The organism is bacterium (assembly GCA_019912885.1).
Taxonomy (GTDB): domain Bacteria; phylum Lernaellota; class Lernaellaia; order JACKCT01; family JACKCT01; genus JAIOHV01.
On the sequence record JAIOHV010000046.1, the window covers coordinates 1 to 26,943 of the forward strand.

At 63.3% G+C, this 26,943-nt stretch carries 30 protein-coding genes; 16 read left to right on the forward strand and 14 right to left on the reverse strand.

The genetic code is table 11. The features are described 5' to 3' along the window. Both K8I61_03680 and K8I61_03685 read right to left on the reverse strand, forming a co-directional pair. The coding region (locus K8I61_03680; GenBank protein ID MBZ0271110.1) for a hypothetical protein at positions 1 to 1,027 on the reverse strand (1,027 nt) is incomplete at its 3' end. 84 nt (positions 1,028 to 1,111) lie between these two features. Continuing rightward, positions 1,112 to 1,429, reverse strand: a complete 318-nt coding sequence (locus tag K8I61_03685) for a hypothetical protein (protein MBZ0271111.1) — start codon at positions 1,427 to 1,429, stop codon at positions 1,112 to 1,114. Positions 1,430 to 1,672: 243 nt separating this feature from the next. Between K8I61_03685 and K8I61_03690 the strand changes: the two genes are divergently transcribed. Together K8I61_03690 and K8I61_03695 are read left to right on the forward strand one after the other, a co-directional pair. After that, positions 1,673 to 2,482 (forward strand): peroxiredoxin family protein, encoded by an 810-nt coding sequence (locus K8I61_03690; protein MBZ0271112.1) that lies wholly within the window; start codon positions 1,673 to 1,675, stop codon positions 2,480 to 2,482. 13 nt (positions 2,483 to 2,495) lie between these two features. Continuing rightward, on the forward strand, positions 2,496 to 3,230 hold the full coding sequence (locus tag K8I61_03695) for a TlpA family protein disulfide reductase (protein MBZ0271113.1): 735 nt from the start codon (positions 2,496 to 2,498) through the stop codon (positions 3,228 to 3,230). A 43-nt stretch (positions 3,231 to 3,273) separates the two neighbouring features. Here the strand turns inward: K8I61_03695 and K8I61_03700 are convergent, their stop codons facing one another. The 4 genes from K8I61_03700 to K8I61_03715 form a co-directional block, all read right to left on the reverse strand. Continuing rightward, the gene (locus K8I61_03700) at positions 3,274 to 4,020 is read right to left on the reverse strand and encodes a DUF92 domain-containing protein (protein MBZ0271114.1); all 747 of its coding nucleotides are present in this window, start codon (positions 4,018 to 4,020) and stop codon (positions 3,274 to 3,276) included. A gap of 253 nt (positions 4,021 to 4,273) precedes the next feature. Continuing rightward, the gene (locus tag K8I61_03705; GenBank protein MBZ0271115.1) at positions 4,274 to 4,909 is read right to left on the reverse strand and encodes a hypothetical protein; all 636 of its coding nucleotides are present in this window, start codon (positions 4,907 to 4,909) and stop codon (positions 4,274 to 4,276) included. Beyond that, the gene (locus K8I61_03710; protein MBZ0271116.1) at positions 4,906 to 5,286 is read right to left on the reverse strand and encodes a hypothetical protein; all 381 of its coding nucleotides are present in this window, start codon (positions 5,284 to 5,286) and stop codon (positions 4,906 to 4,908) included. Before K8I61_03710 ends, K8I61_03705 begins: the two co-directional genes overlap by 4 nt. Continuing rightward, the gene (locus K8I61_03715; protein MBZ0271117.1) at positions 5,283 to 5,687 is read right to left on the reverse strand and encodes a hypothetical protein; all 405 of its coding nucleotides are present in this window, start codon (positions 5,685 to 5,687) and stop codon (positions 5,283 to 5,285) included. Before K8I61_03715 ends, K8I61_03710 begins: the two co-directional genes overlap by 4 nt. Positions 5,688 to 5,881: 194 nt before the next feature. On the opposite strand from K8I61_03715, the gene K8I61_03720 reads away from it, so the two are divergent. From K8I61_03720 to K8I61_03730, 3 genes are all read left to right on the forward strand, one after another. Continuing rightward, positions 5,882 to 6,790, forward strand: a complete 909-nt coding sequence (locus K8I61_03720) for a formylglycine-generating enzyme family protein (protein MBZ0271118.1) — start codon at positions 5,882 to 5,884, stop codon at positions 6,788 to 6,790. 99 nt (positions 6,791 to 6,889) lie between these two features. Then, entirely contained in the window at positions 6,890 to 7,813 is a 924-nt protein-coding gene (locus K8I61_03725) for a PIG-L family deacetylase (GenBank protein MBZ0271119.1), read from the forward strand. Positions 7,814 to 8,123: 310 nt separating this feature from the next. Further along, complete coding sequence (locus K8I61_03730; protein ID MBZ0271120.1) at positions 8,124 to 9,686, forward strand: B12-binding domain-containing radical SAM protein; 1,563 nt, start codon at positions 8,124 to 8,126, stop codon at positions 9,684 to 9,686. 307 nt (positions 9,687 to 9,993) lie between these two features. Here K8I61_03730 and K8I61_03735 read toward each other — a convergent pair whose 3' ends face one another. Together K8I61_03735 and K8I61_03740 are read right to left on the reverse strand one after the other, a co-directional pair. Next, positions 9,994 to 10,812 carry a hypothetical protein gene (locus tag K8I61_03735; GenBank protein MBZ0271121.1) on the reverse strand — a complete coding sequence of 273 codons (819 nt, stop codon included), beginning with the start codon at positions 10,810 to 10,812 and terminating at the stop codon, positions 9,994 to 9,996. Between the two features lie 4 nt (positions 10,813 to 10,816). After that, positions 10,817 to 11,227, reverse strand: a complete 411-nt coding sequence (locus K8I61_03740) for a DUF2007 domain-containing protein (GenBank protein MBZ0271122.1) — start codon at positions 11,225 to 11,227, stop codon at positions 10,817 to 10,819. Between the two features lie 260 nt (positions 11,228 to 11,487). Between K8I61_03740 and K8I61_03745 the strand changes: the two genes are divergently transcribed. The 7 genes from K8I61_03745 to K8I61_03775 all read left to right on the forward strand — a co-directional run bounded on the left by K8I61_03745 (position 11,488) and on the right by K8I61_03775 (position 16,941). Next, positions 11,488 to 11,970: a hypothetical protein gene (locus tag K8I61_03745; protein ID MBZ0271123.1), complete on the forward strand. Its 483-nt coding sequence runs from the start codon at positions 11,488 to 11,490 to the stop codon at positions 11,968 to 11,970. A 37-nt stretch (positions 11,971 to 12,007) separates the two neighbouring features. Beyond that, positions 12,008 to 12,361, forward strand: coding sequence for a type II toxin-antitoxin system RelE/ParE family toxin (locus K8I61_03750; protein MBZ0271124.1), 354 nt, complete (start codon positions 12,008 to 12,010; stop codon positions 12,359 to 12,361). Positions 12,362 to 12,389: 28 nt separating this feature from the next. Then, positions 12,390 to 12,683 carry a helix-turn-helix domain-containing protein gene (locus tag K8I61_03755; GenBank protein ID MBZ0271125.1) on the forward strand — a complete coding sequence of 98 codons (294 nt, stop codon included), beginning with the start codon at positions 12,390 to 12,392 and terminating at the stop codon, positions 12,681 to 12,683. 504 nt (positions 12,684 to 13,187) lie between these two features. Beyond that, the gene (locus K8I61_03760; GenBank protein MBZ0271126.1) at positions 13,188 to 14,429 is read left to right on the forward strand and encodes an ammonium transporter; all 1,242 of its coding nucleotides are present in this window, start codon (positions 13,188 to 13,190) and stop codon (positions 14,427 to 14,429) included. A gap of 21 nt (positions 14,430 to 14,450) precedes the next feature. Continuing rightward, positions 14,451 to 14,792 carry a P-II family nitrogen regulator gene (locus K8I61_03765; GenBank protein ID MBZ0271127.1) on the forward strand — a complete coding sequence of 114 codons (342 nt, stop codon included), beginning with the start codon at positions 14,451 to 14,453 and terminating at the stop codon, positions 14,790 to 14,792. Positions 14,793 to 14,859: 67 nt separating this feature from the next. Next, positions 14,860 to 16,053, forward strand: a complete 1,194-nt coding sequence (locus K8I61_03770) for a hypothetical protein (GenBank protein ID MBZ0271128.1) — start codon at positions 14,860 to 14,862, stop codon at positions 16,051 to 16,053. A gap of 390 nt (positions 16,054 to 16,443) precedes the next feature. After that, positions 16,444 to 16,941, forward strand: coding sequence for a hypothetical protein (locus K8I61_03775; protein ID MBZ0271129.1), 498 nt, complete (start codon positions 16,444 to 16,446; stop codon positions 16,939 to 16,941). A 109-nt stretch (positions 16,942 to 17,050) separates the two neighbouring features. Here K8I61_03775 and K8I61_03780 read toward each other — a convergent pair whose 3' ends face one another. Further along, complete coding sequence (locus tag K8I61_03780; GenBank protein ID MBZ0271130.1) at positions 17,051 to 17,452, reverse strand: hypothetical protein; 402 nt, start codon at positions 17,450 to 17,452, stop codon at positions 17,051 to 17,053. Positions 17,453 to 17,836: 384 nt separating this feature from the next. Here K8I61_03780 and serA point away from each other — a divergent pair, with 384 nt between their 5' ends. Beyond that, the gene (serA, locus tag K8I61_03785; protein ID MBZ0271131.1) at positions 17,837 to 19,471 is read left to right on the forward strand and encodes a phosphoglycerate dehydrogenase; all 1,635 of its coding nucleotides are present in this window, start codon (positions 17,837 to 17,839) and stop codon (positions 19,469 to 19,471) included. 132 nt (positions 19,472 to 19,603) lie between these two features. Here serA and K8I61_03790 read toward each other — a convergent pair whose 3' ends face one another. The 4 genes from K8I61_03790 to K8I61_03805 form a co-directional block, all read right to left on the reverse strand. Continuing rightward, positions 19,604 to 20,476: a CPBP family intramembrane metalloprotease gene (locus K8I61_03790; GenBank protein ID MBZ0271132.1), complete on the reverse strand. Its 873-nt coding sequence runs from the start codon at positions 20,474 to 20,476 to the stop codon at positions 19,604 to 19,606. A 147-nt stretch (positions 20,477 to 20,623) separates the two neighbouring features. After that, positions 20,624 to 21,826, reverse strand: coding sequence for a hypothetical protein (locus K8I61_03795; GenBank protein ID MBZ0271133.1), 1,203 nt, complete (start codon positions 21,824 to 21,826; stop codon positions 20,624 to 20,626). A gap of 132 nt (positions 21,827 to 21,958) precedes the next feature. Continuing rightward, positions 21,959 to 22,312, reverse strand: coding sequence for a 4a-hydroxytetrahydrobiopterin dehydratase (locus K8I61_03800; GenBank protein ID MBZ0271134.1), 354 nt, complete (start codon positions 22,310 to 22,312; stop codon positions 21,959 to 21,961). Positions 22,313 to 22,350: 38 nt separating this feature from the next. Then, positions 22,351 to 22,698, reverse strand: a complete 348-nt coding sequence (locus K8I61_03805; GenBank protein MBZ0271135.1) for a hypothetical protein — start codon at positions 22,696 to 22,698, stop codon at positions 22,351 to 22,353. A gap of 255 nt (positions 22,699 to 22,953) precedes the next feature. On the opposite strand from K8I61_03805, the gene K8I61_03810 reads away from it, so the two are divergent. The 3 genes from K8I61_03810 to K8I61_03820 all read left to right on the forward strand — a co-directional run bounded on the left by K8I61_03810 (position 22,954) and on the right by K8I61_03820 (position 26,121). Then, entirely contained in the window at positions 22,954 to 24,708 is a 1,755-nt protein-coding gene (locus K8I61_03810) for an aldehyde dehydrogenase family protein (GenBank protein ID MBZ0271136.1), read from the forward strand. Positions 24,709 to 24,729: 21 nt separating this feature from the next. After that, positions 24,730 to 25,281, forward strand: coding sequence for a ribosome maturation factor RimM (gene rimM, locus K8I61_03815; GenBank protein ID MBZ0271137.1), 552 nt, complete (start codon positions 24,730 to 24,732; stop codon positions 25,279 to 25,281). Positions 25,282 to 25,440: 159 nt separating this feature from the next. Beyond that, the gene (locus K8I61_03820) at positions 25,441 to 26,121 is read left to right on the forward strand and encodes a helix-turn-helix transcriptional regulator (protein MBZ0271138.1); all 681 of its coding nucleotides are present in this window, start codon (positions 25,441 to 25,443) and stop codon (positions 26,119 to 26,121) included. A gap of 339 nt (positions 26,122 to 26,460) precedes the next feature. Here the strand turns inward: K8I61_03820 and K8I61_03825 are convergent. Next, on the reverse strand, positions 26,461 to 26,943 hold a 483-nt coding region (locus K8I61_03825; GenBank protein ID MBZ0271139.1), incomplete at its 5' end, for a phosphatidylglycerophosphatase A.

Here is a 26,943-nt window from a genome sequence, read left to right on the forward strand (position 1 = left end):
CTTTCAGACGGTGACGCAGCGCGGCGGCGCGCTCGACGGCATTCGGCACGCGCTGCGTCACCGTCTGAAAGAACCCCTCGTCGATGAGCTCCGCGAAGATGACGCGGCCGAGCTGGCGCGCGCGCGCGGTGAGATCATACAAACCTTTCAGCGTCCCGATCGCGTGCGCGAGATTGGCGATCGCGAACGCGACGATCAACGCGCCGCCGGCAATAAGCAAAGGGCGGGGAATCCGCCCGGCGACCGGCCAAAGGCGCATGCCGAGATATCCCGCGCCGAGCAGCGGAAGCACGGATTCGAACAGGCCGGGCGCGCTGCGCATGCCCGCGCCCGCCAGCAGAAGCAGCACGCCTGCCACGGCCTGCGCCGGCGCCGCCGGTGCATCGGCCATCTGCTCGGAGATCGCGCGGTAGTCAAACGCGCCGAACGCGGCGTACACGAAAAACAGGCCGAAGAGCACGAGCCCGTCGCCGACGCCGTGCACGAAAAGCGGAAACACGATGCGCTCGGAGACGGGCCGGTCGGTGTGGCGCGTCAGGGCGATGCCGGCCGCGAGCGGCCCGGTCAGCACGAGCGCCGCCGCGACGGGCACGAGATTGTCCGCGAGTACAAAAAGCAGGATCGCGGCGGTCGCGAGGCTGTACGCGCCAAGCAGTCTCGAGTCCTGGCGCCGCGCGTATTGCACGATCTGCGTGCCCAGGGCGAATGCCGCGACGACGGCGCAAGCGATCGCCGCGGCGGTATCCATGCGCAGCGTGAACGTCACCTCGAGTGGCGGCACGGAAAACCACTCGCCGGCGCGTACGACAAGCTGCGTCGCGCCCATCGGCAGCTCATAGCGGCGGTAGGCGACAAGGGCGAGCGTTGCGACGCACGCGGCCGCGGCCACCAGGCCCGACGCCGCGAACAGCCGATCTCGCCGGCGCGGGGTACGCCTTGAAAGAAAACACGCCGCGCCCGCCACGGGCAGGGCGACGAGAAGCGGAAGAAGCGCGTCCGCGTAAGCGAGGAGGAACGATTCGATCATGCGGCCGCCGCCTTAGGGAAGGGTGCGACGCCGCGCGCATCGATCGCGCCGGGCGCCGCCTCGGGCGGCCGCTGTCTCACGGCATCAGGTGCTCGAGATGACGAAGGTCACCATGCCCCGGTCGAAGCCCGTGACGCGCACCTTCACCCACTTGGCCTGGTCGGTCTGGAAGGATCCGAGGTCGACGGGGCGGAGCTTGGCGGCCGCGTGGACCAGGTGTTTGACGTCGCGCTGATTGAAATAGACGTTTCCGAAACTCGTCGGAAGCGTATAGCGCTCGAGCACCTTGCCGATCAGCGTTTCCACGGTCTGCGTGGATTGCGCATCGGCTTTGGGCGCCCCGGCGAGAGCCACCGCCGCCATGACCAGCAACACCACGAGCACAGTCGTCATCCGACGCATGGGGGCCTCCGTCAAGTCGCCCGTCGCCGGGCGCGCCCTCGGCGCATCGGCGGCGCCGCAGGGACATCGATGCCAATTTCCTTGTGTCTAGCCGCTTTGCGTCGCGAAATCAAGGCGTTGTCGAATTTCAATCAGCCCGTAACCTTGAAGGAGATCTTCCCAGCGATATCGGCGATGTGATACGAATTGGCGTTTTCGAACATGCGGCGGCGCCGACGGGAAGCCAGGCAAGAGGTTCGTGCGATGTTGCGTCGATGGGCTTTGCTCGCGTTGATGTTTGCGGCGATCGTCTTTTGCACCGGATTCTCCTGCTCCGGCAGCGGATCAAACGGCGACGATGACGATGACGCGCTGCCCGACGACGATGACGACGACGTCGATGTCGACGATGACGTCAACGACGACGACGCGACCAGCGACGATGACGACTCCGTTTCCAGCGGAGACGACGATGCGTCCGGCGACGATGACGAGGTTGATGACGACGTCAACGATGACGACGCGGTGGACGATGACCTCGCGGATGATGACGACACGGACGATGATGATGCCGCGGACGACGATGATACCGCGGACGATGATGATGCCGCGGACGATGATGACGACCTTCCGCCTTTCGGATACCAGGTCGGCGAACGCATGCCAGACTTCACGCTTGTCGATCAGGAGGGCGCCGATTGGACGCTTTCCGATCAGTCCGGCAGCGTCGTTCTTCTGGACTGCTCCGCAACATGGTGCCCACCCTGCAAGACGGAGACACCCAAGCTCCAGGAACTATCCGAAACCTACGCCGCGCAGCCCGTCGTCATCGCGCAGCTCATCACCGAGAACAATCGCGGTCTTCCTCCGACGGATGCGAACATCGACGACTGGGTCGAAACGTACGGCCTGACGATACCGGTTTTGAAGGATCCTCAGTGGGGCGTTTGCGGGCCGGTCGGCAACGGATACATCCCGTTCTACTGGATCATGGACGCGGATGGGGTGATCCGTTCAAGCGGAAACTACCTGAGTACGTTTACCTACTGGATCGATCTGCTGCTCGCGGAGTGATCGAAGGCTGGCCATGCGCGAAAATCCGTTGACGCTCCGGCTGGTTCTGATCGCGATGCTCGCCCTGGCGGTCGTGTTTGGCGCGGATTGTTCATGCGGGGAGAGCGCTCCCGATCGCGATCCCGACGGGCCGACCGATAACGAACCGGATGCGCCGATACCCGTTGCCGGCGACGATGACAGTGAAAGCGACGGCGACGAAAACGGCGACGGCCAGAATGATGGCGACGAACAATCCAGCGACGACGATTCCGCCGCGGACTCTGGCGACGTCTGGAACAACGAAGATTTCGAAAACAGCGGAAGTCCCGATGACTACGAGGTCGGCGACAAGAATCCGGACTTTACGCTGCCGGATCGGTACGGCGACCCTTGGAACCTTTACGACCATCTCGGCGACGTGGTCGTTCTCAACTGTTCGACGTTCTGGTGCTACTACTGCAAGACGGAGATGGAGACGCTGCAGGCCTTGGCCGACGCCAACAACGGCCGCCCGGTCGTTGTCGCCCAGATCATCGATGAAGGCAGCGACGGCGAACCGGTCGGACATCACGAATTCGATAACTGGGTTGATTTTTTTCAACCGACGTTTGCGGTCCTTGCGGATCCCAAGTCATCGGTCTGCGGCCCCGCGGGGAATGGAAGCGTGCCGTTTTACTGGCTCCTGGATCAGTCCGGCATCGTTCAGACGCGCACGAACGGCCTGGTGACTTTTCAGTCCCGGATCGACGAACTGCTCGCGAAATAACGTCGCGAGCGCCGGCAACAAGCGCGGACCCGCGCGAATGCGTTTAGCGGAACCAGGCCGCCGCAAGGATGGCGCCGACGGCGGTGTTACCGAAGTTCATCATCGTTTCCGGGCTCGTCTTTCCGAACTGGTGATAGAGCCCTCCGACGATCGACTCGATGAAATTGGCCATCATCGCGGCCAGCGACACGACGATCACGGCGCGCCAGCCGAACGGCTCGTAAAACGGGTGAAACGGCAGGGCCAGAAGGGCGATCGCGATGGACGCGGAAAAACCGAGCGCCGTCCCCTCCGCGCTCACCGCGCCCTCGGTCCCCGGCTTCACGCGTTCCAGCGTGATGAGCAAGAACGCGCGCTTGCCGTAAAGCTGCCCCAATTCCGTGCTGATCGTGTCGCCAAGCGCCGTCGCGAGCGCGGCCGCGAACGCGACAAAAAGCATCGGACGGCTGGCCGGTTCGGCGAGGATCGACGCCACGGCGCATAACGCGGGCACACCGGTGTTGGCCACGACGTGCGACAGGCCGCGCCGGCCGCCCTTCTTTTGCGCCACGCCCATGCGTTCCTTGGTCTTCATCTTGAACTTGCTCGCCAGCGACCCGGCCAGAAAGAACGCGAACAGGACGACAAAGCCCTCGTAACCGAATCCAACGTACACGAGCGTGCCGACGACGATGCCCGACCATAAACCCGTCTTGTCCACGAGCTTGGCGTAAAATGACGCGAAGCCGATCGCGGCGTTGATGACAAGCGCGTGCAGCCAGTAACCCGGCAGTGTGGCGAAATCGTACATGGAACAGGGCTCCCCGATTCAGAACGCGCCGCATTTCGACGAAAAACGCCGCGGATTGCAACGGGGGTTTTCGAATCAGGGATTCGCAAATGCGGAATGCGGATTTGAATCGCTGAAATCGCAATTCAACACAAGGGCACTAAGGGATTTGGGCATGCTGAAAGCAATCGCATCGGCACGCACGTCCGTCAACGGTCCATCAGATCCATTTGGTCCATGAGGTCCGTAATGTCCATTGCAGGCCCGCGCGTGGCTATATCGTCAGGAAATGCAGCAGCAGCGCGGCGAGCCCCGGCACGAGGATGTTGTCGTCGATCGGCTGCGGCAGCGTCTCGGCCGCGGCGCAGATCGATGTCGCGATCAGCGCGGTTAGGAAGATCCCGCCGGCCGACATCGCCGCGAACGCCGCGTCGATCGTAACGCCGACATCGCCGGTCGCCTGCGTGTAAACCAGAAGCCCAAAACACGCGAGAGTGCCGACTAGAACGAATCCCACGAGCCCCGCGAAGCTTTTTTCCGGATTCCACGGCAGTTTTGCGGAACGGATTTTCGTGCCGAAGATCGACGCCGACCCGTCGCCGAGTGCGAGGATCGCCCACGCGCCGGCGACGATGTGCATGCGCGTGTGGAAGATGGCAAGCAGCATGAGGATCATGACGCCGTAAGCGGTCTTGCCGACGGAAAACCCGCGCGCCAACTCTTTGTTCCGAAGCGTTCCCGTAACGACGCGTTTGGAGAGAAACACGCCGTAGACGATCGCGGTGACGGACAGCGTGAAGACGAGCCATTTTGGGAAGATCGTCAGCGTAAAGGCGAAGCCGAGCGGCGCGATGTGCTCGGCCTTGCGCTTCATCTCGCTGTAGGGGGATGCGGGCGCGGCGGTGGTCACGATTCAAACTCCGGTTGAAAGAGCCAGCCGCGGCGTTTTGCGGCATCGACCAGCGCCTTGGCGGTCAACTCCGATTGGCGTCTCGACATCGCGGGAAATTCAATGACGACGTGTTCAGGAAAGGGCTCGGGGTCCGCCGAGACCCGCAGATTCAATGAATGGCATTCGCCGACGGTTACGCCCTGAACGCCGGACGAAACCAAGCCCAGTTGCTCCGTGAAATGTTTCCACGCATTCCGCGGCGCTATCTGGTCACCGTCGTACATCGACAGGCGGCGACTATCCTTTCGCGTCGGCATGAATGCTTGCGCCGTTGGGATGCCGTGGCGAAGAAAAGACGGATTGATCTGGCGCAACAGAATCGACTCGGTGTTCATTTCGCGACGCGCAACAATTTCCCGAGCTGATCGTTCAGCCACGCCCATTCCGTATCGACGTCCAAAGAAAGATCCCGTGCGTCGTCTTCGCCGGTATCCAACTGAAGCACGTGCCAGAAACCGCTATGCGCATCGATGTCGATATCCAGCGAGGCGTCGAACCTGCCAATCGTCCATTCCGCGCGTACGCCACCCTCCGGCGTTGGATAGAGGCGGGGACGCGGTAGTTGATCCGGAAACTCTTTCTTGAATTTCTCTTCGAACCAGTCGAGGCCCTCTTCCGACGGCGCGATTCCGTCGCCATCAAGCCAGCCGTTCCGCAACTTGCGCAAGTCTCGCACCTGAACGGACACGTCGAGCGTGTGTACGGGCGAAATTGCGTCAATCGATTCCCTTGCCATGGCTCATCCTCCGGGCCGCGCGGCCGGCGTGCGGTCGCTTCCCAAGATTGCCGCATCCGCACGGGTCGCGCAATCGGAATCGCGCCATTCGGCCGGCCCGTTTTTCCCGAAACGCAAACGTGTCAACATCCCGCGCCGTGACGACGATTGAACACAAAACCGCAAACAACAACCGCGCGCGCGGGAGAAATTATTTGTTCGGCGCGATCGGCGTTGCGTTCGTGCTTGCCGCGGGGTCGTGGTTCGTGCACGCGATGCGCGCGTCGTGGTCGCCGGAAGATTTCGACCTGCCCGAGGGCGAGGTCACGCCGCCGCCGCCATTACCGAACGATCCGCGTTGCCCCGAAGGCATGGTGTGGGTGCCGGGCGGGCCGATGCCGTACGTCACCTACGGCGAGCGTTGGGGCGGCGGCCGGCATACGACGACGGTGAGCGTCGATCCGTTTTGCGTCGACGCCTTCGAGGCCTCGCAGCCGGGCGCGAGCGACATGACGATGGGGGACTACGATCCGAACAAGGACGACGTGCCGCCGGCGCAATCGGTCGTGGGCGTGCGTCCGTGGATCAACGTGTCGTATGAGACGGCGCGGGCCGCGTGCGAGAAGGCGGGCAAGCGCCTGCCGGCGCCGGCCGAATGGCAGATGGCGTTCTCCGGCGCGTCGGGCGACGACTGGCCTTGGGGCGATAAGGTGAAACCGAACGACTGCCACGCGGGAAAGCCCTACGGCACGTACCCCACCGGCGGCTGCGGTTTCGTCGTGTGCAACGGCGACGGCGCATGCTCGAGCGGGCCGATCTACGACATGGTCGGCGGCGTGTCGGAGATCGTCGACGGCAAGTGGGACGCGGAGTGCTACCCCGACGAGATCCTCGTCATGGGCGGCGCCGCGCATTACGCTTTCATCGACCTGCCGGTGCAGACGGAAGACCCCGAAAAGCCCGGCTGCTGGCGATGGGCGTCCTACGGCTTGTCGCGTCCCGCGATGCATCACCACAGCTTCAAGGACGACTGGGTGTACGACGACGACGGATTTCGATGTGCGAAAGACCCGGAATTTACCGCAAAGACGCAAAGCACGCGCGAAGACGCCAAGGGAAAGTGATTTTGTTGCTTGGCGATCTTTGCGAATCCTTCGCGTCTTTGCGGTGAAAATTACTCCCCAACTTCCCGGCGCCCGATCTTTTTGCTATCAACAACGCCCATGAGCCAAAAAGACGACGCCTTTGCGCGCGGCGACGCATTCGCCGCGGGCCTTCGGAAATACAAACGGCCGCTCTGGGTGTTTGCTCACCACGACGACGAGCTGTCCTACTGCGGGCTTTTGCACCGAACGGGCATCGGGAAAAACCGCCTGATCTGGACGACGAACTCCGACGGCCTCTACTTCGAGATGGACATGGAGCCCGCGGCTTATGGCGAAATCCGCAAGGCGGAGGGAATCAAAGCGGTCGCGGAAATCGGCATGAAGCCGGCGCAGACAAGCTGCCTGGATGTGTCGGAGGTCGAGATCTACAAGCGCCTGGCGGGCCTGTCATCGGGCAAGGCGCGCATCTTCGAGGTGCGCGACTTTTTCGACGACTTCCGCGCAAAGGTGCGCGACGCGGTGCTCGCCGCCGATCCGGACATCGTCTTCACGCAGGCCTACCAGGCCGGGCAGCCCGAGCACGATCTGACGCACTACTTCACCGCGCTCGCCGTGCGCGAGCTGGCCGAAAAGCGCGGCGCGGCCGTACCCTTTTTTCACCTGCCGGCCTACGAATACACGATCCTCATCCCCATGCGCTTCAATCCTTTCTATCGCGGCACGCGCTACCGCATCCGCCTGACGGACGAGGAGATGGCGGCCAAGCAGCGGATGATCGAGGCGTATCCCTCGCAACAGCGGCTGTTCCGCGATTTTACCAAGGTGTTTCTCATCGTCGGCGCGATCGGCGCCATGACCGGCGGTTCGAAAAGCGCGCGCGAGCACCTGTCGATCGAGGAGTTCGGCCCCGTTCCGCTCGGCTTCGACTACGCCAAATCGCCCCACGTCCTGGAAAAAGCGAACTACATCGGCGACCACTACCTCGGCGAGGCGGTCACGTGGAAGGGCTCGATCAAGCCGATCGTGCAGGCGTTTTTGTAGGGGGCGCGATGGATCCGATGCAGGTGAGGACACCTGCGGTCCCGGCGTGCAGCCGGTTGCCGTTGAAGGGCTGGGGTGGTTTTTTGAGGCGGGTCGAGATGCGTGTGTGGGGAATCGCGTGTATTGCCGGGGCGGTATCGACCGCGCACTCCGTCCCGCTCGGAGCGGGACTGCGTTTGCGGCTCTGACGGCGCTGCGTTTGCGGCACTGACGGTCCTGCTTTTTCTCCCCCAATTGACGTGCGATAATCGCGCATGATCCGGTCGGGAAAATCGTTCCACGGGGAGGCGCACACGAGCGGCCGCGCGCGATGAAAGTCGGTTTTGTCCATTTGGGGCGGGAGAATCTCGGCGTCGAATATCTCTCGTCCGTGCTAAAAGACGCCGGGCACGAGACGGCGCTGTATTACGACCCCGGACTTTTCGGCACGAACGACAACGTCTTTTTCTCGCGGCGGCTCGAACGCCGTTTTTCGCGATTCGACCGCATCGTGCGCGGCATCGTGCGCGACAAACCCGACGCGCTCGCCTTTTCGCTCTACACCAACACGTTCCCCTGGGCGCGCGCGGTGCTCTCGGCGGTGCGCGACGCGGGATGGCGCGGGCACGCGCTGGCCGGCGGCATCCACGCGACGCTCGTCCCCGAGGTCGTGCTGGCGGAGATGCGACCGGACGCCGTCATCGTCGGCGAGGCCGAGGCGGTGATCGTTCCACTTCTGGCGGCACTTGAAGGCGGCGGCGACCTGTCCGTGATCGGCAACCTCGTCTATCGCGAGGGCGACACGGTGCGTCGCACCGCGATGGCGCCGGCGATCGAGGATCTCGACACCGTGCCGCTCGCCGACAAGGAGATGTTCGCCGCGGAGATCAATTACCGCGACGACTACCTCGTCATGACCGGGCGCGGCTGCCCGCTGTCGTGCTCGTTCTGCTGCGAATCGTCGATGAACCGCCTGTACGACAACCGCTACTACCGAAGGCGTTCGCCCGCGGGAGTCATCGAAGAACTGAAGATGGCGCGGTCGCGCTTCGGCGCGCGCGAGGTGATGTTCAACGACGCGATGTTCTTCGTCAGTCCGAAATGGCTTAAGGAATTCCTCCCGATGTACCGGCGCGAGATCGGCCTGCCATTCCGCTGCTTCGCCTATCCGAAATACATGACGCGCCCGATCGCCGAGGAGCTGAAGGCCTCCGGCTGCTACGCCGTCGAGTTCGGATTGCAGACGACCAACGAGACGATCCGGCGCGAGTTCCTGAACCGCAACGAGACGAACGAGCGCGCGCTCGAGAGCTTCCACGCGTGCGATGAGGTGGGGCTGCGTTACGACGTCGATCACATCTTCGGGCTGCCCGGCGAGACGCACGAGGATTTCGTCGACGCCGCGAAGATGTACGCGGGGCTCAAGCGGCTGAATCGCATCAAAAGCCACCTGCTTTCGCACTACCCGGCGACGCCGATGGTGGAGCGCGAGATCGCCGAGGGGCGGATCTCGCCGGAGCAGGCGGCGCGAATCGATCGCGGCGAGATCGGCGATTTTTTCCATGCGCCAAGCGTCACGGGCGAGGCCACGCGCGCACACGTCGACAACTTCCTTTCCCTCTACGCGTTTTTGCCGGTGCTGCCCGCGTTTGTGACGCGACGGATCGTGGACGCGCCGGCGTGGCGTCGCCTCGTCGGCAAGCTTCCCGTGCCGATCGTCGTCGGGCTACGCGTGCTTGCCGCGATCAAGGGGCGCGACTATCGCTTCTGGCTGTACGTCAAGTACTACGCCCACCGGATCGCGCGGCACATCGGGCTGTCGCGTTCGTTGCGCCGGAAGATGGCCGTGCCGCGCGCCTCGGTGCAACCGGCGGCGACCACCGCACGGAATTGAAGATCGAAGATTGAAGATCGAAGATGGGGAGGACGCGCGCGGGTTGTTGACCGTCGAAGAGGACGCGCGCCAGCCGTCGATCGTCGAGCGACGTTGTCATCCTGAGGGACGCGCAGCGGCGTTGTCACCCTGAGCGAAGCGAAGGGTCTCGCCCCGTGCCGGCGCGAATGGAGGTCCTTCGCTTCGCTCAGGATGACAAGAATCCTTCAGGATGACAGGGCCCGCGCAGGATGACAGGGCCCGCGCAGGATGACGGGGACCGTTCGCGACAATCTTCAGTCTTCAATCTTCAATCCTCAAGCATTCATCACTCGAGCGGCGGGGCGGGGATTGAGATAACGCAGTCCTGTTCGGGATCGAAATCGCGGCGCGCCCAGGCGCGGAACTCGCCGCGGGCGCGGGCCAGGGCGTCGCGTACGATCTCGCGCGATTTTTCAACGCGCGCGGTCCGGCCCGCGAATTCGGTTTTCATGAACGGCGTCTGGCGCTGCATGTTGGTGTACTTCGTGTCCAGGCGCTCGAGCTCGCGGCGCATGTCGCAGATTTCGCGCGCCAGCGCGTGCGTCTTTGCGGCGGCTCGAATGGCCATGCCGGAGCCTTCCGATGGCGCGTCGAGACCCTCTTCTCCCGCGCGTATCAAATCCGGGGCCGTTTCACCTTCGGCCAGGCGCAGCGCGCGCAAGCGGATGACATCCGCGAGCAGGCGCCGGGACACCTCGCCGCCGATCGCGTCCATGTTTTCCGCGCGGCGATCGAGGCAAGCGGCGCGGGCCGCCCGGCCGATGTCGTCACCGGCCAGCGGGTCGCAGACTTCCTTGGCCGTGCGCTCCCACGCGAGGGCATCGACGACGAGCTGGTGGAGATCGCGCGGCGAGAGCTCCTCGATCAACCCGGGCCCGACGGTGACGGCGATGACGTGGGGACCGGCCGCGGCGTCGGGGCACACGGGCGGCGCCAACCACGCGTCGAGCCGCGCGTGCGCGGCCTCGTATTCGCCGGCCTCGATATCGTCGTAAACCGGCGTCAGGTCGCCGATCGCGCATTGGCCCGCCCGCGCAATGGCCGGCATGACGGCCGCAAACGCGCATGCGATCAGAAACAAGCCCGCGGCGCGCGACAGGCGCACGCGGCTAGGACTCGAACGCTTCGCCACAGCTTGGGCAACGCGACGCATCTTCGGGAACCTCCGCTCCGCACGCGGAGCAGATATTCACGTCGCCGGCGCCGCCCTCGATGCGCGCGAGGAAATCGTCGGCGATGATCCGCGCCTCCGGGAGCCATCGACGCGGGACGAGAATCGCGTTCTCCACGTTCGGATAGATGTTGAAACTTTCCAGGCTCTGCCCGGTGATGACCACGGGAATCCCCGCGTCTTCCAGATCGTCCCGGAGCAGTTGCGCCTGGATCGGATCGAGATCGCGCGCCACGGGCTCCCAGGTCACGTCGCGCACCAGTTCGCCTTCGGGCTCCGTGCTTCCGAGCAATTCCCCCTCGGCCCGTTTGATGCCCCGCCGCTCCTTCGGATCCATTTGGTCGTCCATGGAAAATCCCCCCTGCATGCCAGGAAAAAACGATCCGCGAAACCGATTCTAACGCGCACGCGCAAAAACGCCATCGAAAAACGCGCTTCGCGTGCGGCGGAACGATCCGGCCCTGTTGTTTTGGTCACGGTCAAACGGCGAAGGACCGATAAGACAGGTCGGGAATCCTTGAAACGGGAGCCCGCGCAAACTATGGTCGGTGCCAACCGCCGGTTTGCAGATTCCATGACGGCGCCATGTTCGCCAAAGGGAGAGGCCGCGTGCGGAAATTGTTGACGATCCTGGTCCTGGCCGGCTTTCTCGCGCCGGGGGCCGCCCTTGCGGAAACGACGTCGAAGTCGTGCAAGCGCGTGCTGCCGCAGCCGATCTTCGAGTTTTTCGGTGACGATCGGCGCGTCGCGGATTGCGACGACTACTTCTTCGAATTCGTCGATCTGGACGGCGAAAGCCGGGAAGAAATCATCGCCTACCAAAAGCGCTTTTCGTGCACCGGAACGCGCTGCGACGCCGAGATTTTCCAGAAACGCGACGGGCGCTGGCATAACGTCGGCACGCTGCCGGGCCGCTATGTCCTTCAGGATTCGCGGACAAACGCGTTTCTCGAGATCAAGGTCGGCGTCATGGGCGCGTTCGTGCTCTATACGTGGAACGGCGAACAATACGCGCCGCTGACTTTCGCCGACCGCGGCCGCGCGGTGAGCCGCGATGCCCCATCGTTCGACCCCTGGGATCCGCTGCCGTAAGGCTTGCGCTTCGATCGCAATTTTGCGATCATAAGTCGTGTTCCGCGTTGTCTTCTTCGAGGCGGATGGCGGTCGACTCCCGGTGCGGGAGTTTCTTGCGGATTTGCCGCAACCCGAAGCGCGGGCACGCCTGTTACGCGCGATTGAAAGACTTGGCGAGTTGGGCTTCCTGCCCGAACCGTTTACGAAGTCGATCGCGGGCAGCAGAAAACTTCGCGAACTGCGCGTCAATCATGGCGGCGATACCTATCGAATTTTTTACAGCCTCGTTTCGAACCGGAGGATCGTGCTTTTGCACGCTTTCAAGAAAAAGTCGCGCAAAACGCCCGCTATCGAAATCCGGGTGGCTCAAAAGCGTTTGACGCGTTTTATGGAGGTGGACGATGAGTAAACGAAGTCCGAATGACTTCGCGGAATTTTTGCGCGACGAGCTCAACGATCCGCAATTTGCAAAAGTCTATGAGGTAGAAAGTCAAAAAATCGATCTGGCAATCGAACTTGCCCGGATCCGCGAGAAAGCGGGACTAACGCAACGCGAATTGGCCAAGCGCGTCGGAACGACGCAGTCGGTCATCGCTCGAATGGAGAACCCCGAATATACGGGTTATTCGGTTCGCATGCTTCAGCGAATCGCGGCGGGACTCGGCACACGGGTCAAAATCGCGTTTGAGCCGGCCGGGAAATCGAAACGCGGCGAGGCGTCGTCGCGATAAGGTCGAACCTGGCAATTTTCGCTGGCCGCTGATCGGCACATACGTACATCCATCCCCAGCTTTTCCACAATTTCGACATTTAAACCGACGACAATAGCCGTCAAATTTGCGAAAAATCGCCTTGCGATTCTACAGAAATGTAGAAAAATCGATCTTTCAGTTTCCCAAGTAAATTTAAAATTAATCATATAATTCAATAAGTTAACGCGATATAACCGCGTTGGCACGCGGCTTGAGAAGGCACCCAGCCTTCATTGGCGTCTTTTCGCCGCTTTTTTCGGAGGCCGATCATGGGAGCTATCGGCGTGCATCTGTTTTTATTGACGGCGGTTTTTTCGGTCACGGTCCCGCTCGGCATCGTTGTCGTCGCGGGGCATACGCTGGTTGTCCTTGGCAAGACGGCAAGGCGCGTGGCCGACATCTGAGAACGGGAATCGTACGCGGAACGGGAGCGCGTAAACCGGCCCGTAAGGGCTTTTTGAGAGCAAGAACGGAGGAGTTTGTATGGAAGCAGTCGGACTTGACACGGTATGGGTGTTGGTGAGCGCCGCCCTCGTCTTCTTTATGCAGGCGGGGTTCGGCATGGTCGAGGCGGGGTTCATTCGCGCGAAGAACACCTGCAACATTCTGATGAAGAACTTCATGGACTTCTGTATCGCGTCCCTGATGTTTTTCCTTGTCGGATACGCGCTGATGTTCGGCAAGGGCAACGGATTCATCGGGTTTTCGGGCTTTTTGATGAACGACGCGCCGAATCCGTCCGCCATCCCGACGATGGCGTTCTGGATGTTCCAGGCGGTGTTCGTCGGCGCGGCGGCGACGATCGTCGCGGGCGCGGTGGCCGAGCGCATCAAGTTCAAAGCCTATTTGATCTACACGATTCCGCTGTCGATGCTGATCTATCCGATCATCGGGCACTGGACGTGGGGCGGCGGATGGCTTTCCGGCCTGGGCTTCGCGGACTTCGCGGGCTCGACGGTTGTGCACGCCACGGGCGGATTCGCGGGCTTGATGGGCGCCATCGCCCTGGGGCCGCGCCTTGGCAAGTTCACGCCCGACGGCAAGCCGCAGGCGATTCCCGGTCACAATATCCCGATCGCGTCGCTTGGCGTTTTCATCCTCTGGTTCGGATGGTTCGGATTCAATGGCGGATCGAACCTCGCCGTCGGCAACGGCGTTGCCATCTCGCTGATCTGCGTCAACACGATGCTCGCCGCGGCGGCGGGCGCTCTCAGCGCGATGCTCTTTGTCTGGGTCCGCTACGGTACGCCCGATCTTTCGATCACCATGAACGGCGCGCTCGCGGGCCTCGTCGGCATCACCGCCGGTTGCGCGTTCGTCTCGCCGCTCGCGGCGATTGCCATCGGCCTTGTCGCGGGCATCATCCTGGTTTTCGGCGTAGGCCTTCTCGACAAGGTGGGCATCGACGACCCGGTCGGCGCCGTTCCCGTGCACGGAATGAACGGCGTGTGGGGCACGCTGGCCGTCGGCATCTTCGGGCAGAAGGCGCTTGGCGTGGCCAACGACGGTCTGCTCCACGGCGGCGGCATCAAACAACTCGGAATTCAGTTGATCGGTTCGGCGGCGTGCCTCGTGTTTGTGGTCGTGACGATGGGCGCGGTCTTCTACGCCATCCGGGCGACGATCGGCTTGCGCGTATCGCGCGAGGAAGAACTGCGAGGACTCGACATCGGCGAGCACGGGATGGAGTCCTACAGCGGTTTCCAGATCTTCACCACCGACTAATCAACACGAGGAATAAACGCCATGAAACTCATTACCGCCTACATCCAGCCCGAAAAGCTGGCGGACGTTAAGAAATCGCTGTACGACGCCAAGGTGTTCAAGATCTCGGTCACGAACGCGCTTGGCTGCGGCGAGGAAGAGGGAATCCACGAGGTCTATCGCGGCGTGGACGTCGAGGTGAACCTGCTCAAGAAAGTGCGGCTTGAAATCGCGATCAACGAGAACTACCTCGAGCCGACCATCAACGCGATCATCAAGGGCGCCCGCACGGGCAAGGTCGGCGACGGAAAGATCTTCGTCCAGGACCTGACCGAGTGCGTGCGCATTCGCTCCGGCGAACGGGGCGGAAATGCCATCGGTTGACGCGCGGCGCCCGCCCACGATGCGGCGGTCGCCGTTTCATTCCAAACCATTCGGAAAGGGGTGCCCGATGAATCGAATTTTGGCTGTTGTCCTCGGGGTGTGCCTTCTTGCAAGCGCCGGTTCCGCGCTCGCGCAGGACGACGACGCGGATCCCTGGTATTCGTGGATCGCCTTCAGCGGCTACCTGGATACGCGCGTGAGCTACTACAGCTTCACGCCCGACGTTGACGTTGACGATTTCGACGTGAGCTCGAGCGACATTTCGGTGTTCGAATCCGCCCTCGCGGCGACCATGACGCCCACGGAATTCGTTGAATCGACCGTGGTGTTGTATTTCGTGGACGGCGCGCGCGGCGTCGACACGGACCTCAATCTCCGCCACCACGGCGAAGGCCTGACGGTGGACGAGTACTACCTGATCCTTAAATACGCCGGCGCGTACGCCAAGCTTGGCAAATACTACCCGCCGATCGGCGATTTCACGACCTACGGCATCAGCTATACGCGCGTGCAGGACCTGTTCTGGACGCGCGCGTCGGCGGCGGGGCTCGGGTACGATCACGATTACTTTTCGGTCTCGGCGCACGCCTTCAACGGCGCGTTCGACCAGGTCGAGTTCACCGGCGGCGTGCCGGAGGTGGCCGACGATAACATCGACACCTTCGCGGCGGCGCTGTCGGTCAATCCGCTCGCCGGCGTCGACGACTACGACCTGACGATCGGCGGTTACTTCCTTTCCGACGCCACCGAGACGCTCGCGGGGCTCGGAAGCCTTCTGGCGACGACGCCGTTCGATCCCGGAACGCCTCTCGACCCGAGCGACGATTCGACCTTCGTGGAATACGACGCGGACACGCCGCTGTTCGGCGGATTCCTTACCGCGGAGCTGACCTTCAGCGAGATGTTCGCGCTGGGCCTTGCGGGTGAATACGCGACGACGGGCGAATGGGACGACGCGCTCTACATGGACGCCGCGGGCGAGGCGACGGCCATCAGCGCCGCGCACGGCGAAATCGCCGGCCTTTTCAATGACAAGAAAGCCCAGGTCGGCGGCCGCATGGACATGGTCAGCGGCCTGGACTGGCTTGGCACGGCGGGTCTGGATCCTACGTTTGAGCCCACCACCTACACGCAGTTCGGCGGCTTTGTCGGCATCGACTACATCGAGTACGTGCACCTCGCGGTGCAGTTGCTCGCGGGATCGGACTCCGACAGCAACACCGACCTGCTCGGCGAGTTCCAGGCGCGGCTGAACTTCTGACACAACGGCGCGCCGGGGACAGCCTTTTGCCGTCCCCGGCGGCGCCACGACCGGATAAGAACCGCGACCGTGAGGGAGCGGGCGGGTGGCACCGGCGAAATAAATGGTATCGAAAATAATTTGGGAACCGTTATGACGTGACACAAGCGAGCGGCCCGGGAGAATGCCGGCGAAAGCCGACGCCTTCCGAGCCTTGGAACCGGCACCGATCTTCGCCACGGCGAAGACGCGGGCTGCCAAGCCCTCGTAATCACCACACCCCTGGATTTCGTCCCCGTCCCGTTCGGGGACGTCTTTTTTTTGAAGGCTGGAAGGCAATAGAATCAATCCGTCGCCGCTCGCGGATAAGACGCCTGCGATAGCAGGCCGTTGATCGGGAGGATTGCGTTTATGAAGGCGTTCGCCAGCGCGTTTACCGTCACAGCCTTGTTGATCGTTGCGTCAACGCAAATTTGCTGCGAAGAGTGGGCAAACGGCTTTTCGGGAAATGCGGCTTGTCCCTCCGCGTCCCCGAAAGAAGGGTGGGCCGCCGTGTGCGGCAAAGTATTGCTGGGAAACGACGACGACCGCGTCGTCGGCGTCATCGAACACGCCGTGTTTCATGTTTCTTATCATCCGTGTGGCCCAAGCGACCCCGACTGCGAATCCCCCTATGAACGCCAAGTGCGCTATGATTCCACGAGTTCAGACCAGCGCGGCAATTTTCTCATAATGCTGAATTTGGATGATCTTCGTGAGGGCGGAAGTGTCGGGTTCCACATGTCTCGATACGACTACGGGACGTGCGATATTTCAACGTCCTTGGGCATCGACGTCGAAGAACTGGTTGCCGAGGAAATCGTGATCATTGATATCAAGGGACATCCAGATTGCGATACTGGAGGGTAAGAAGAAGAGCGGTCGCCGCCGGCGAGTACGCACCCTCGCGATCGCCAGTCCTTTCCCGACTTCCGCCGGAGCGAGGAAACTTTCCGGCGTCCATTGCGCGCCCTCGACCTCACCCCTGCGTCGTGCGCTCAAACGGCGGCTCGTGCGGTTCGTCGTCGGCGGTTTCGACGCCGGCGCCCGTGATCTCCGCGCGGACCTTCGGCAGCGCGTCGGGCCAGGTCGCGTTGATGTGGGCGATCATCTTCTCGCGCACCTCGTAGCGCAGGTCCCACGCGATCGACGCGTCCGGCGCGCTCATCAGGCAACGCAGTTCCATCGCGCGCGCGTCGGCGTTCGTCACCACGAGGCCCCACGCCTCGCCGTCCCATTTGCCCGACGCTTGCAGGATCTCGTGCAACTTCGCGCAAAGCGCATCGACCGATACGGAACAATCGACGTAAGGGAACACCGTGCCGAGGATGTCCGACGACACGCGTGTCCAGTTCTGGATCGGCTTTTCGGTGAAATACATCTGCCCTGCAGTACCCAGCCGACGGCAAGCGCGGCCGCGACGATGACGGCGATCACGACGAGGTTCTGCCACGCGACTCGCTCGCCGAAGGCCTGGCTAGCCGGAGAGAATCTGATCGAGGCCGAGATCGTTCGTGAGCCAAGTCATGATGCCGCTCAAGGCGGCGAGGGTCAAATGGGAGTTGCGAATTGCGAATGGCGAATCGGGAATGTCGTTACAGGCCAGGCGTATTGTTATGCGAACACGCTTTTTTCGATGGATATTCCCCATTCCGCATTCCCCATTCGATTTGACCTTCGTCGCCTTGACCGTCCCCGGCCCCGGCGCTAACGTCCGCCGCGTCTGCCGCCCCGTTCGCGGGCGACGTTTTCCCGGGGAAAAACGATGTACAAGATCCTCGTCAGCGACAAATTCTCGGACGCGGGCTTGGCCGTGTTTCGCGAATCTTCCGATATCGAGCTCGACTATCGTCCGGGTCTCTCCGGGGACGAGCTTTTCGCCGCCGTCGCCGGCGCGGACGGCCTTGCGATCCGATCCGGAACGCAGGTGACGCGCGAACTCCTGACGGCCGCGAAGAATCTGCGTGTCATCGGCCGGGCGGGCGTCGGCGTGGACAACGTGGACGTGCCCGCGGCGACCGAACGTGGCATCTGCGTCATGAATACGCCCGGCGGCAATACGGTGACGACCGGTGAACACGCGATCGCCATGATGCTTGCGCTCGCGCGCAAGATCCCGCAGGCCAGCGCGAGGCTGAAGGCCGGCAAGTGGGACAAGAACCGTTTTCAGGGTACGGAGATCTGCGGAAAGATTCTCGGCGTCATCGGGCTTGGGCGCATCGGCCGCGTGGTCGCCGAACGGGCCCTGGGGCTGAAGATGCGCGTGCTGGTGTTCGATCCGTACGTCACGGCGGACGCGGCGGTGAAGCTCGGCCTGGAAAAGGCGGAGCTCGACGAGGTGCTCGCGAAGGCGGATTTCATCACGATCCACGTGCCGAAATCGAAGGAGACGGAGAACTTCGTCCGCGCGGAGACGATCGCGAAGATGAAGGACGGCGTGCGCATCATCAACTGCGCGCGCGGCGGCATCGTGAACGAAAACGACCTGGCCGACGCCGTCAAAAGCGGCAAGGTGGCCGGCGCGGCGCTCGACGTGTTCGCGGTCGAGCCGATCACCGAGAGCCCGCTGTTCGCGCTGGAGAACGTCATCGTCACGCCGCACCTGGGCGCGAGCACGTTCGAGGCGCAGGAAAACGTGACGATTGCGGTGGCGGAACAGATGATCGATTACCTCGTCAATGGCGTGGTGGCCAACGCGGTGAACGTGCCGTCGGTCGCGGGCGAGACGCTGCGCGTTCTGTCGCCGTATCTCGCGCTCGCGGAGAAGCTCGGCAGCATGCACGCGCAGCTCTCCTACGAATTGCCCGAGGAGATCACGATCACGTACGGCGGCGATCTTTCGGAGTTGCCGACCGAGCCCGTGGGCATCGCGGCGCTGAAGGGCTTTTGCGGCAAGTTCGCGGACGAGCCGGTGAACTTCGTCAACGCGCGGCTGATCGCGGAGCAGCAGGGCGTGCAGGTGCGCGAGACGAAGGAGACGCGCGGCGGCGACTACACGAATTATCTCGCGCTGCGGGTGCGTTACCCGAACGGCAACAAACGCGAGCTAACCGGCACGAAGTTCATGGAACGCGAAATTCGCCTGACGCGCTACGACGACCTCATCATCAACATCGAGCCCGAAGGCAACATGCTGCTGATCCGTAACCGCGACGTGCCCGGCGTGGTGGCGTGGGTCGGCAAGACGCTTGCCGAAGCGCAGATCAACATCGCGAACATGCGGCTGGCGCGCGACGAGACGGCCTCCAATGCATTCCGCCGCCGTCAGGCCGGCGAAACGGATGTGCCCGACGGGCATGCGATGACGATCGTCACGACGGACCAGGAAGTGCCCGACGACGTGCGCGAAAAGATGCAGGAGAACGCGGCGGTCATCTCCGCGAAGTTCGTGCGTCTGTAGGGAGGCGCTTTCGGGGTGCCACACTTTTAACGGCCGCAGGCCGGGAAAGGTGTGCACGAACCGCGTCGCACACCTTTGGCCTCGCGGACTTGGCCAAAAGTGTGGCACCCACGCCATTCAGCCTCTGGAAAATCACCCCAGCCCGCCCTTTTGCCAGACCGCGAACACGTCCATCGCGGTGTTGATCGTCCAGTGGACGACCATGCCGTACCAGAAGCTGCCGGCGCGCAGCGCGAAGACGCACAGCAGCTCGGCGACGAAGATCGCTCCGAGCGCCTCGGGCAGCGGCTTTGAGCTGTGCAGGATGACAAACGGGATCATCGGGACGAACACGGCCACCGCGCCGATGTAGCGGTAAAGCGAAAAGAGCATGTACGAGCGGAAGTAGTACTCCCATCCGATGAAGTAGAGGAACGAGACGAACTCCCACGCGAGAAACGCCTCCATCGACCGCGTCGATCCGCGCGAGAGGGGGTACTTGTCAACGAACGCGTCGGTGAAGCTGACGGCGAACGTGACCGGGATCATCACGCCAAGGAATATCGCGCCCCAGCGCAGGCCGAACCGCCAGTCGCCAAGCCCGAGGCCCATGTCGCGCCACTTGTTCTTGTCGACGAAGCGGCTGATCAGAAACGCGATGACGAAAAGCAGCACGAAGGTCGAGATGTACATCCACGCGCGCTGTCCCAGGCCGAAAAACTCGTGGTTGAAATCGAAAACGTCGCGCACCGTGCGCTGGTAGAAGCTCTTTTTCGTGCAGAAGAATTTGTAGAGCAGGATGAGCGTCGCGCCGGTGAGGAAGATGCGGATCGGCGGCCACGGCATGCCGCGCAGGTACGCCAGCATGTCGCGCAGATCCTGCGCGAGCGTGCCGAACACGCCCGCCTTGCCCGGCGCGGGGTGCGTGCCGCGCCCCGGCGGCAGGATGACGATGCGCGCGGGGTGCGTCGTTGACAGGTCGTCCGTGTCAGGCGCGGCGGTGGCCTTGGCGTTTTCGTCCGTCATACGCTTTCTGTCCGGCTTGGGTTTGCGATCGACACAATGGACAGGATGGACCGGATGGACAAGATGGACGCGCCCGCCAACAGCATCGGCATGATCCGCGCCGATGCGAAGCCATCCCCCATTCCGCATCCCCAATTCCCCATTGGCCTACGGCATCGTATTGCCCGTGTGCAGCATCATCATTTGGCGCCAGGCGTCGGACGGCGCATCGACGCGCGCGGGGTAGGGCCGCGCGAAGACGAGGTCGGGCTCGCGCTCAAGAAGGACGATGTACGGATCGGCGGCGTGATTGTTGACGAGCTTCATCCGCCCGCCGTCCTCGAAATACGCGCCGACGAAGTAGAGCGGATTCGATTGCTCGTACCAGTTCGCCTCGGCGAGGATTTCCGCGTCGGTCGAACTGCGCGTGCCGTAGGGCCATTCGAGATAGCGCGTCCAGTCGCCGACGATGTTGTTGAACAGGTCCACCTGCCCGTAACGCAAGAACGGGTGCCGCCTTCCGGTGTTCACGAACACGCTGTGATGGATCGTGACGCGGATGTCCTCGTCGATCTCGGGCGGCGCGTCGCCATTGCCGATCAGCAGCACCTTGTCGTGATTCTCGAAGCGGCACCACTCGATCGTGATATCCGTCGCGCCCCACACGATGCTGATTTGCTCGTCGGGGATGTCCTCAACGAACGGCATCAGGCCCGCGCTGTCGAACCGGCAATGCACGATGGCGATGTCGTGCGCGCCGTTCAGGATCTGGATGCCGTCGCCGGTTTCGCCGGACACGTCCACGAACGCGATGTTCATGACGACGATGTTCGCCGCGCCGTCGATGCGGAATCCGTTTTGCGTCAGCGTGATGTCGTGCCCGCGCGCGTCGACGGTGATGTCATCCGGTATGTCGAGGACGTGTAGAAGCGCGATCGTTCCGTCGATGGCGAACGTCACGACGCGCGGCCCGCTCGCCGATTCAACCGCGTCGCGCAGCGAGCCGGCGCCGTCGTCCGCTAGCGTCGTCACGACCGCGACGTCGCCGCCCGCGCCGCCGATTGCGTTTCGCCCGAAGCCTTCCCAGGTCGTGTCGTAGTCGGGTTCGGGCGTGGTGTCGTCGTCATCCGACGTGTCGTCGTCGAACGTGTCGTCGTCGGACGTGTCGTCGTCGGCGGTGTCGTCGTCGGCGGTGTCGTCGTCAGCGGTGTCGTCGTCGGCGGTGTCGTCGTCGGACGTGTCGTCGTCAGCGGTGTCGTCGTCGGAGGCGTCGTCGTCCGATGCATCGTCGTCGTCGTCGTCATCGCCGCACGAGCAGCCGGCGAGAGCGATCAGCGCAATTAAAACGATGAAGGAGGCGGGGCGAAACATCGGCGTATCGTACGCGACACAGCGCATGGACAAAATGGACGACATGGACCGAATGGACATCATGGACGGTTGACGAGGGCGCCTGCCGGGGGCGAATTCCGTCGCCATTTCTCAATCGTCACTCGTCACTCGTCACTCGTCACTTATCAATTGCGTCACCTTGGCCGCGCAGATGAAATCGTTTTCCGACAGGCCGCCGATGAAGTGCGTCGTGTAGAAGACCTTGCAGGTGTTGTATCCGACGGTCATGTCGGGGTGGTGGTCCTCGCGATGTGCGATCCACGCCACCGCGTTCACGAACGCCATCGTCTCGTAATAGTTCTTGAACTGAAACGTGCGGCTGATGCCTTCGCCGTCGGGCGCCCAGCCGGGCAGCCCGCCCATCAGCTCCTTCGCCTCGTCCGCGGAGTAAGGCTGTGTTCCGCCTTCGCACGGCTTGCAGTGTTTTTTCGCGAGGTCGCTGTAGCCCGCGCTTTTCTCGTTCATGTCAAAACCCCCCTCAAGCGAGCGCCGCCGGCGCGCGCCTAAAACGCGCCGAAGAGCAGAATCAGAAACGCGATCGCCGCCGTCGCGCCGTGGCCATAGATCAGGAATTTGGGGATCGGCTTTTTATTCATGCGGAAGCCAAGCAGCAACACGAGCCCGCCGAGAAGCGCGAACAGGAACAGCACGAGCGCCAGCGTCACGGCGCCGGTCGGCGGATTCATCGCCCGCCACGCGCCAATGAGCGACAGCACGCCAAGCGCGCCGAGCGTGCCGTGCAGCATCGGCAGGTTTTTCGCGATCGGCTGCCGGTCGCGATGTTTCATGGCCATAATCGCGCCCACGACCGCCGCCGCCGCCAGAAGCATCACCGGAATCCAGATCATCATGCGTTTGCCCCCTTCGGCCCGAAGTCTAGGCCCGCCAGATTAGCGAGAATAGGACGGAGCGTACAAGGAAACAGGAAATAGAAAACAGGAAATAGGAAACAGGAAATAGGAAATAGGAAACAGGAAATTAAAAAAAATCCGGCCAGACGCTCGGCACTCGGCACGGATTGTTCGCGGTCTTTTCGCCTATTCGCCTCTTCCGTATACTTCCCCCTTTCGCGGGCGCGCCGCCCGTACGCAAACGGAAGTCGACCGATGAGCACCGCCGCCCTTCAACACGGTTCCGCTGACTTTGCCGCAAAGGCCGTCTCGAAAATCCCGCCGACCTCGCGCGCGGACATCGACGCCGCGATCGAGACGCTCGCCGCCAACAAGGACGCCTGGCGCCGCGTGCCGCCGGTCGAGCGCGTCGCGCTGATCGAGGCGGTCATGGACGCGACGCTTGCCGCCGCGCCCGCGTGGGCCGCCGCCGGCTGGGCCGCGAAGAATCTCGATCCCAAGTCGCCGCGCGCGGGCGAGGAATATCTCGCCGCGCTCTACCCGACGATGCGCAACCTGCGGCTGCTTCGCGATTCGCTCAAGGACATCGTCGTGCACGGACGTCCGCGCCTGCCGGGCAAGATCGGCACGCGCCCGGGAGGGCAAGTCGTCGTCCCGGTGTTCCCGACCGGCCTGTACGACCGCCTGCTGTATGCGGGCTTTTCCGCGGAAGTTTGGCTTGAGCCTGGCGTCACCCCCGAAGACGTCGAGAAAAACCAGGCCGCCGCCTATCGCGAGCCGGGCGGGCCGGGCAAGGTGGCGCTCGTGCTGGCGGCCGGCAACGTCGGGTCAATCGGCCCGATGGACGCGATCTACAAACTGTTTGTCGAGGACCAGGTGGTTCTTCTCAAGATGAACCCGGTCAACGAGTACCTTGGCCCGCATTTTGTGCGCGCGTTTGCGCCGCTTTTCGATCGCGGGTTCCTGCGCCTTGTTTACGGCGGCGCCGAGGAGGGCGCGTATCTCTGCGAGCACCCGAAAATCGATGAGATCCACATCACGGGCTCCGACAAGACGCACGACGCAATCGTGTACGGCGTCGGCGCCGAAGGGAAAAAACGCAAGGCCGAACGCAAGCCCCGGCTCGATAAGCGCATCACGAGCGAGCTTGGCAACGTGAGCCCGGTGATCGTCGTGCCGGGCCCGTGGTCGGAGGCGGACATCCGGTATCAGGGCGAAAACATCGCCTCGATGCTGACCAACAACGCGGGCTTCAACTGCAACGCCTTGCGCGTGCTGGTGACGCACGCCGGGTGGAGCAAGCGCGAGGCGCTCATCGGGGCGATCGAGGACGCGCTGCGCCGCGCGCCCGCGCGTTCGGCGTATTACCCCGGCGCCGCGGATCGCTGGGAGGCGTTTGTCGGCAAACATCCCGAGGCGCACCTGTTCGGCGAACGCAAGGGCGACGAGTTGCCGTGGACGCTGATTCCGAACCTCGACCCGGCGAAAAATGAGGACATCTGTTTTCAGGTCGAGGCGTTTTGCGGCGTGGCCGGCGAAACGCCGCTGCCCGCGGCGAACGTGCGCGAATTCATCGAAAAGGCAGCGGCGTTTTGCAACGATCGCGTGTGGGGTTCGCTAAACGCGGCGATCATCGCGCATCCCTTGCAGACGAAGGATTCGGCGACCGGCGAAGCGATCGAAAAAGCGATCGCCGACCTGCGCTACGGCACCGTGGGCGTCAACCACTGGCCGGCGCTCTCCTACGCGATGGCGTGCACGACCTGGGGCGCGTTCCCCGGCCACGCGCTTCACGACATCGGCTCCGGCATCGGCAGCGTGCACAACACGTACATGCTTCCGGATCCGCAAAAGTCCGTGCTGCGCGGGCCGTTTCGCGTCATGCCCAAACCGCCGTGGTTCGTCACGCACCGCACCGCGCACGAGCTTGGCCCGAAGCTCGTCGAGCTGGAACACAGCCCGTCCCCGCTCAAGATGCCGGGGATCATCGCGACGGCGCTGCGCGGTTGAACGCGCGGTGCCAATAACGCCATGACCCGCCGCCTCATTCCGCTTGCCCGCGTCACAAAGACGCAGGGCCTCAAGGGCGAGTTTCGCGCGCAGCCCGCGGGCGGCGAATCGGAAAATCTCGAAACGATCAAGCGCGTTTACCTTCGCGACGAAAAGGCGCTGGAAGACGCGCCCGATCGCGCCGGCGCGCGCGCGTACACCGTGGAGCGCGCGCGCGGGCAGCGCTCCTTCTATGTCATAAAACTTGTCGGCGTGGATTCCATCGACGCGGCGCAAGAGCTTGTCGGCAAGGAGATCTGCGCCCAAGAGTCGGACCTTACGCCGCTGCCCGAGGGCGAATACTACTGGTACCAACTCGTCGGACTTGCGGTGCACGACGCGAACGGCGCCGCCATCGGCCGCGTCACGCGCCTTTTCCCCACGGGCGCGAACGACGTCCTCGTCGTGCAAACCGACGCCAAACCCACGCGCGAAATTTTCGTACCCTACACCGACCACGCCGTCGCGCGAGTGAATCTGGAACGGGGCGTGATCGAATTGACGAGCCAGCCGGGGTTGCTGGACGAGGAGTAGGTGGCCGTCGCCCGGCGACCGGCAACCGGCGACCGCCCGCGCGTCGTGCGATGTCAGTTCCGCGAGCGCCAGCGAGCGGTCACGCTCGCGCGCCACGGGAAATGCTTTTGCATCCCCCCGCTTGACGCCTGCCCTCCCGCGCGCAAACCTCCGTTCCCTATGAGCCGCGATCCCGAGTTGCGCGACAGGCTTTCGGAGCTCGTTCACGATTTTGCGGGCGGGGTGTATTCGCGTTTTGCCGAGCTGATCGGCGTTTCCAGCGTCTCGATGATGGGCTATTTGCAGGGCAAGAACCTGCCGGGGTTCGCCGTGCTTGCGCGCATCGTGGATGCGTGCGGCGTGTCGCCGAACTGGCTCATCAAGGGCTGGCCGCCCAAATACGCGACGCAAAACCGCCCGCAACCGGCGAGCGTGCGCGTGGTGGATGTCGGCGGCGCGGGCGATCTGACCGACGACGACTACGTCACCGCGCCCATCCTCGATCTTTCCGCGTTCCGCGACCTTGCGCGCGGCGTGCTGCTCGTCGGCCCGGACACCGCGAGCGGCTACCTCGTCGTGCGGCATCGGCCGGGCGCGCGGCTCGTGGCGGTGCGCCAACTGGATGATGCGCTCGCGCCGGATGTCGCGGCGGGCGATGTGTGCGTCGTCGATCTCGAACAGACGGATATCGCGTCGCTTGACGGCGCGGCCGTGCTCGCCGACGCGGGCGGGCTCATCTCGGCGCGGCGCCTGGCCGGCGGGATGATCGTGTCAAACAACCCGCGCGCGTTCCCGCCGCAGCGCGCGACGCGTCGCGCGATCCTCGGGCGCGTGCTCGAGGTGCGGCGCGACGCGGAATGAGTCTCGGCGGTACACGGAGGGCACGGGGAAGACACAGAGGACGCAGGCGAATCGACATGACTTATTCTCGCGTACGGACCTGGAAACCCTCGGCGTCGCACTCTCTTCGTGTGAGGAATGCCGCGTCGTTGTCGTCCTCGGCGAAGCGAACGATTCGACCGCGTGAAGGAACGGATGGAGATTCTTCGCTTCGCTCAGAATGACAGGGCTCGCCAAACCCGGGGCGACGGTCCACACAACGAATCCGGATAAACAAAACGGCGAACAATCCGTCGGCAAACAGGAAGCCCCGGTGTCCTCCGTGTCTTCTCCGTGCTCTCCGTGTTCCGCCGTAAATTCCTACGCGCCGAAAAAGCCGAACGCGACGATCACGTGCATGACGATGGCGCTGTACACGCCGGCGACGACATCGTCGGCCATCACCGCGAACGGGCCGTGGTGGCGGTCGAAATAGCTCGCGGGCCAGAGCTTGGCGATGTCGAAAAAGCGGAAGACGAAAAAGCCGACGATGAGAAGCGCGGGCGTCGTCGGGATCAGGTACATCGTCACCATGTAACCGACGACCTCGTCGATGACGATCTGCCCCGCGTCGGATTTGCCGTAATACGGCTCCGCGACGCCCGCCGCGCGCACGCCGAGCGCGAAAAGCGCCGCCGCGATAAAGATCGTCGCCCAGCCCGGGATCACGTACGCGAGCGCCCAAACGAGCGGGATCGCGCCGAGCGTGCCGAACGTGCCGCTGGCGACCGGGGCGTGCCCGCACCCGAACCACGTCGCCAGCAGCAACCACGCGCGTTGCGCCGGCGGCGCGGCCGAAAGTGG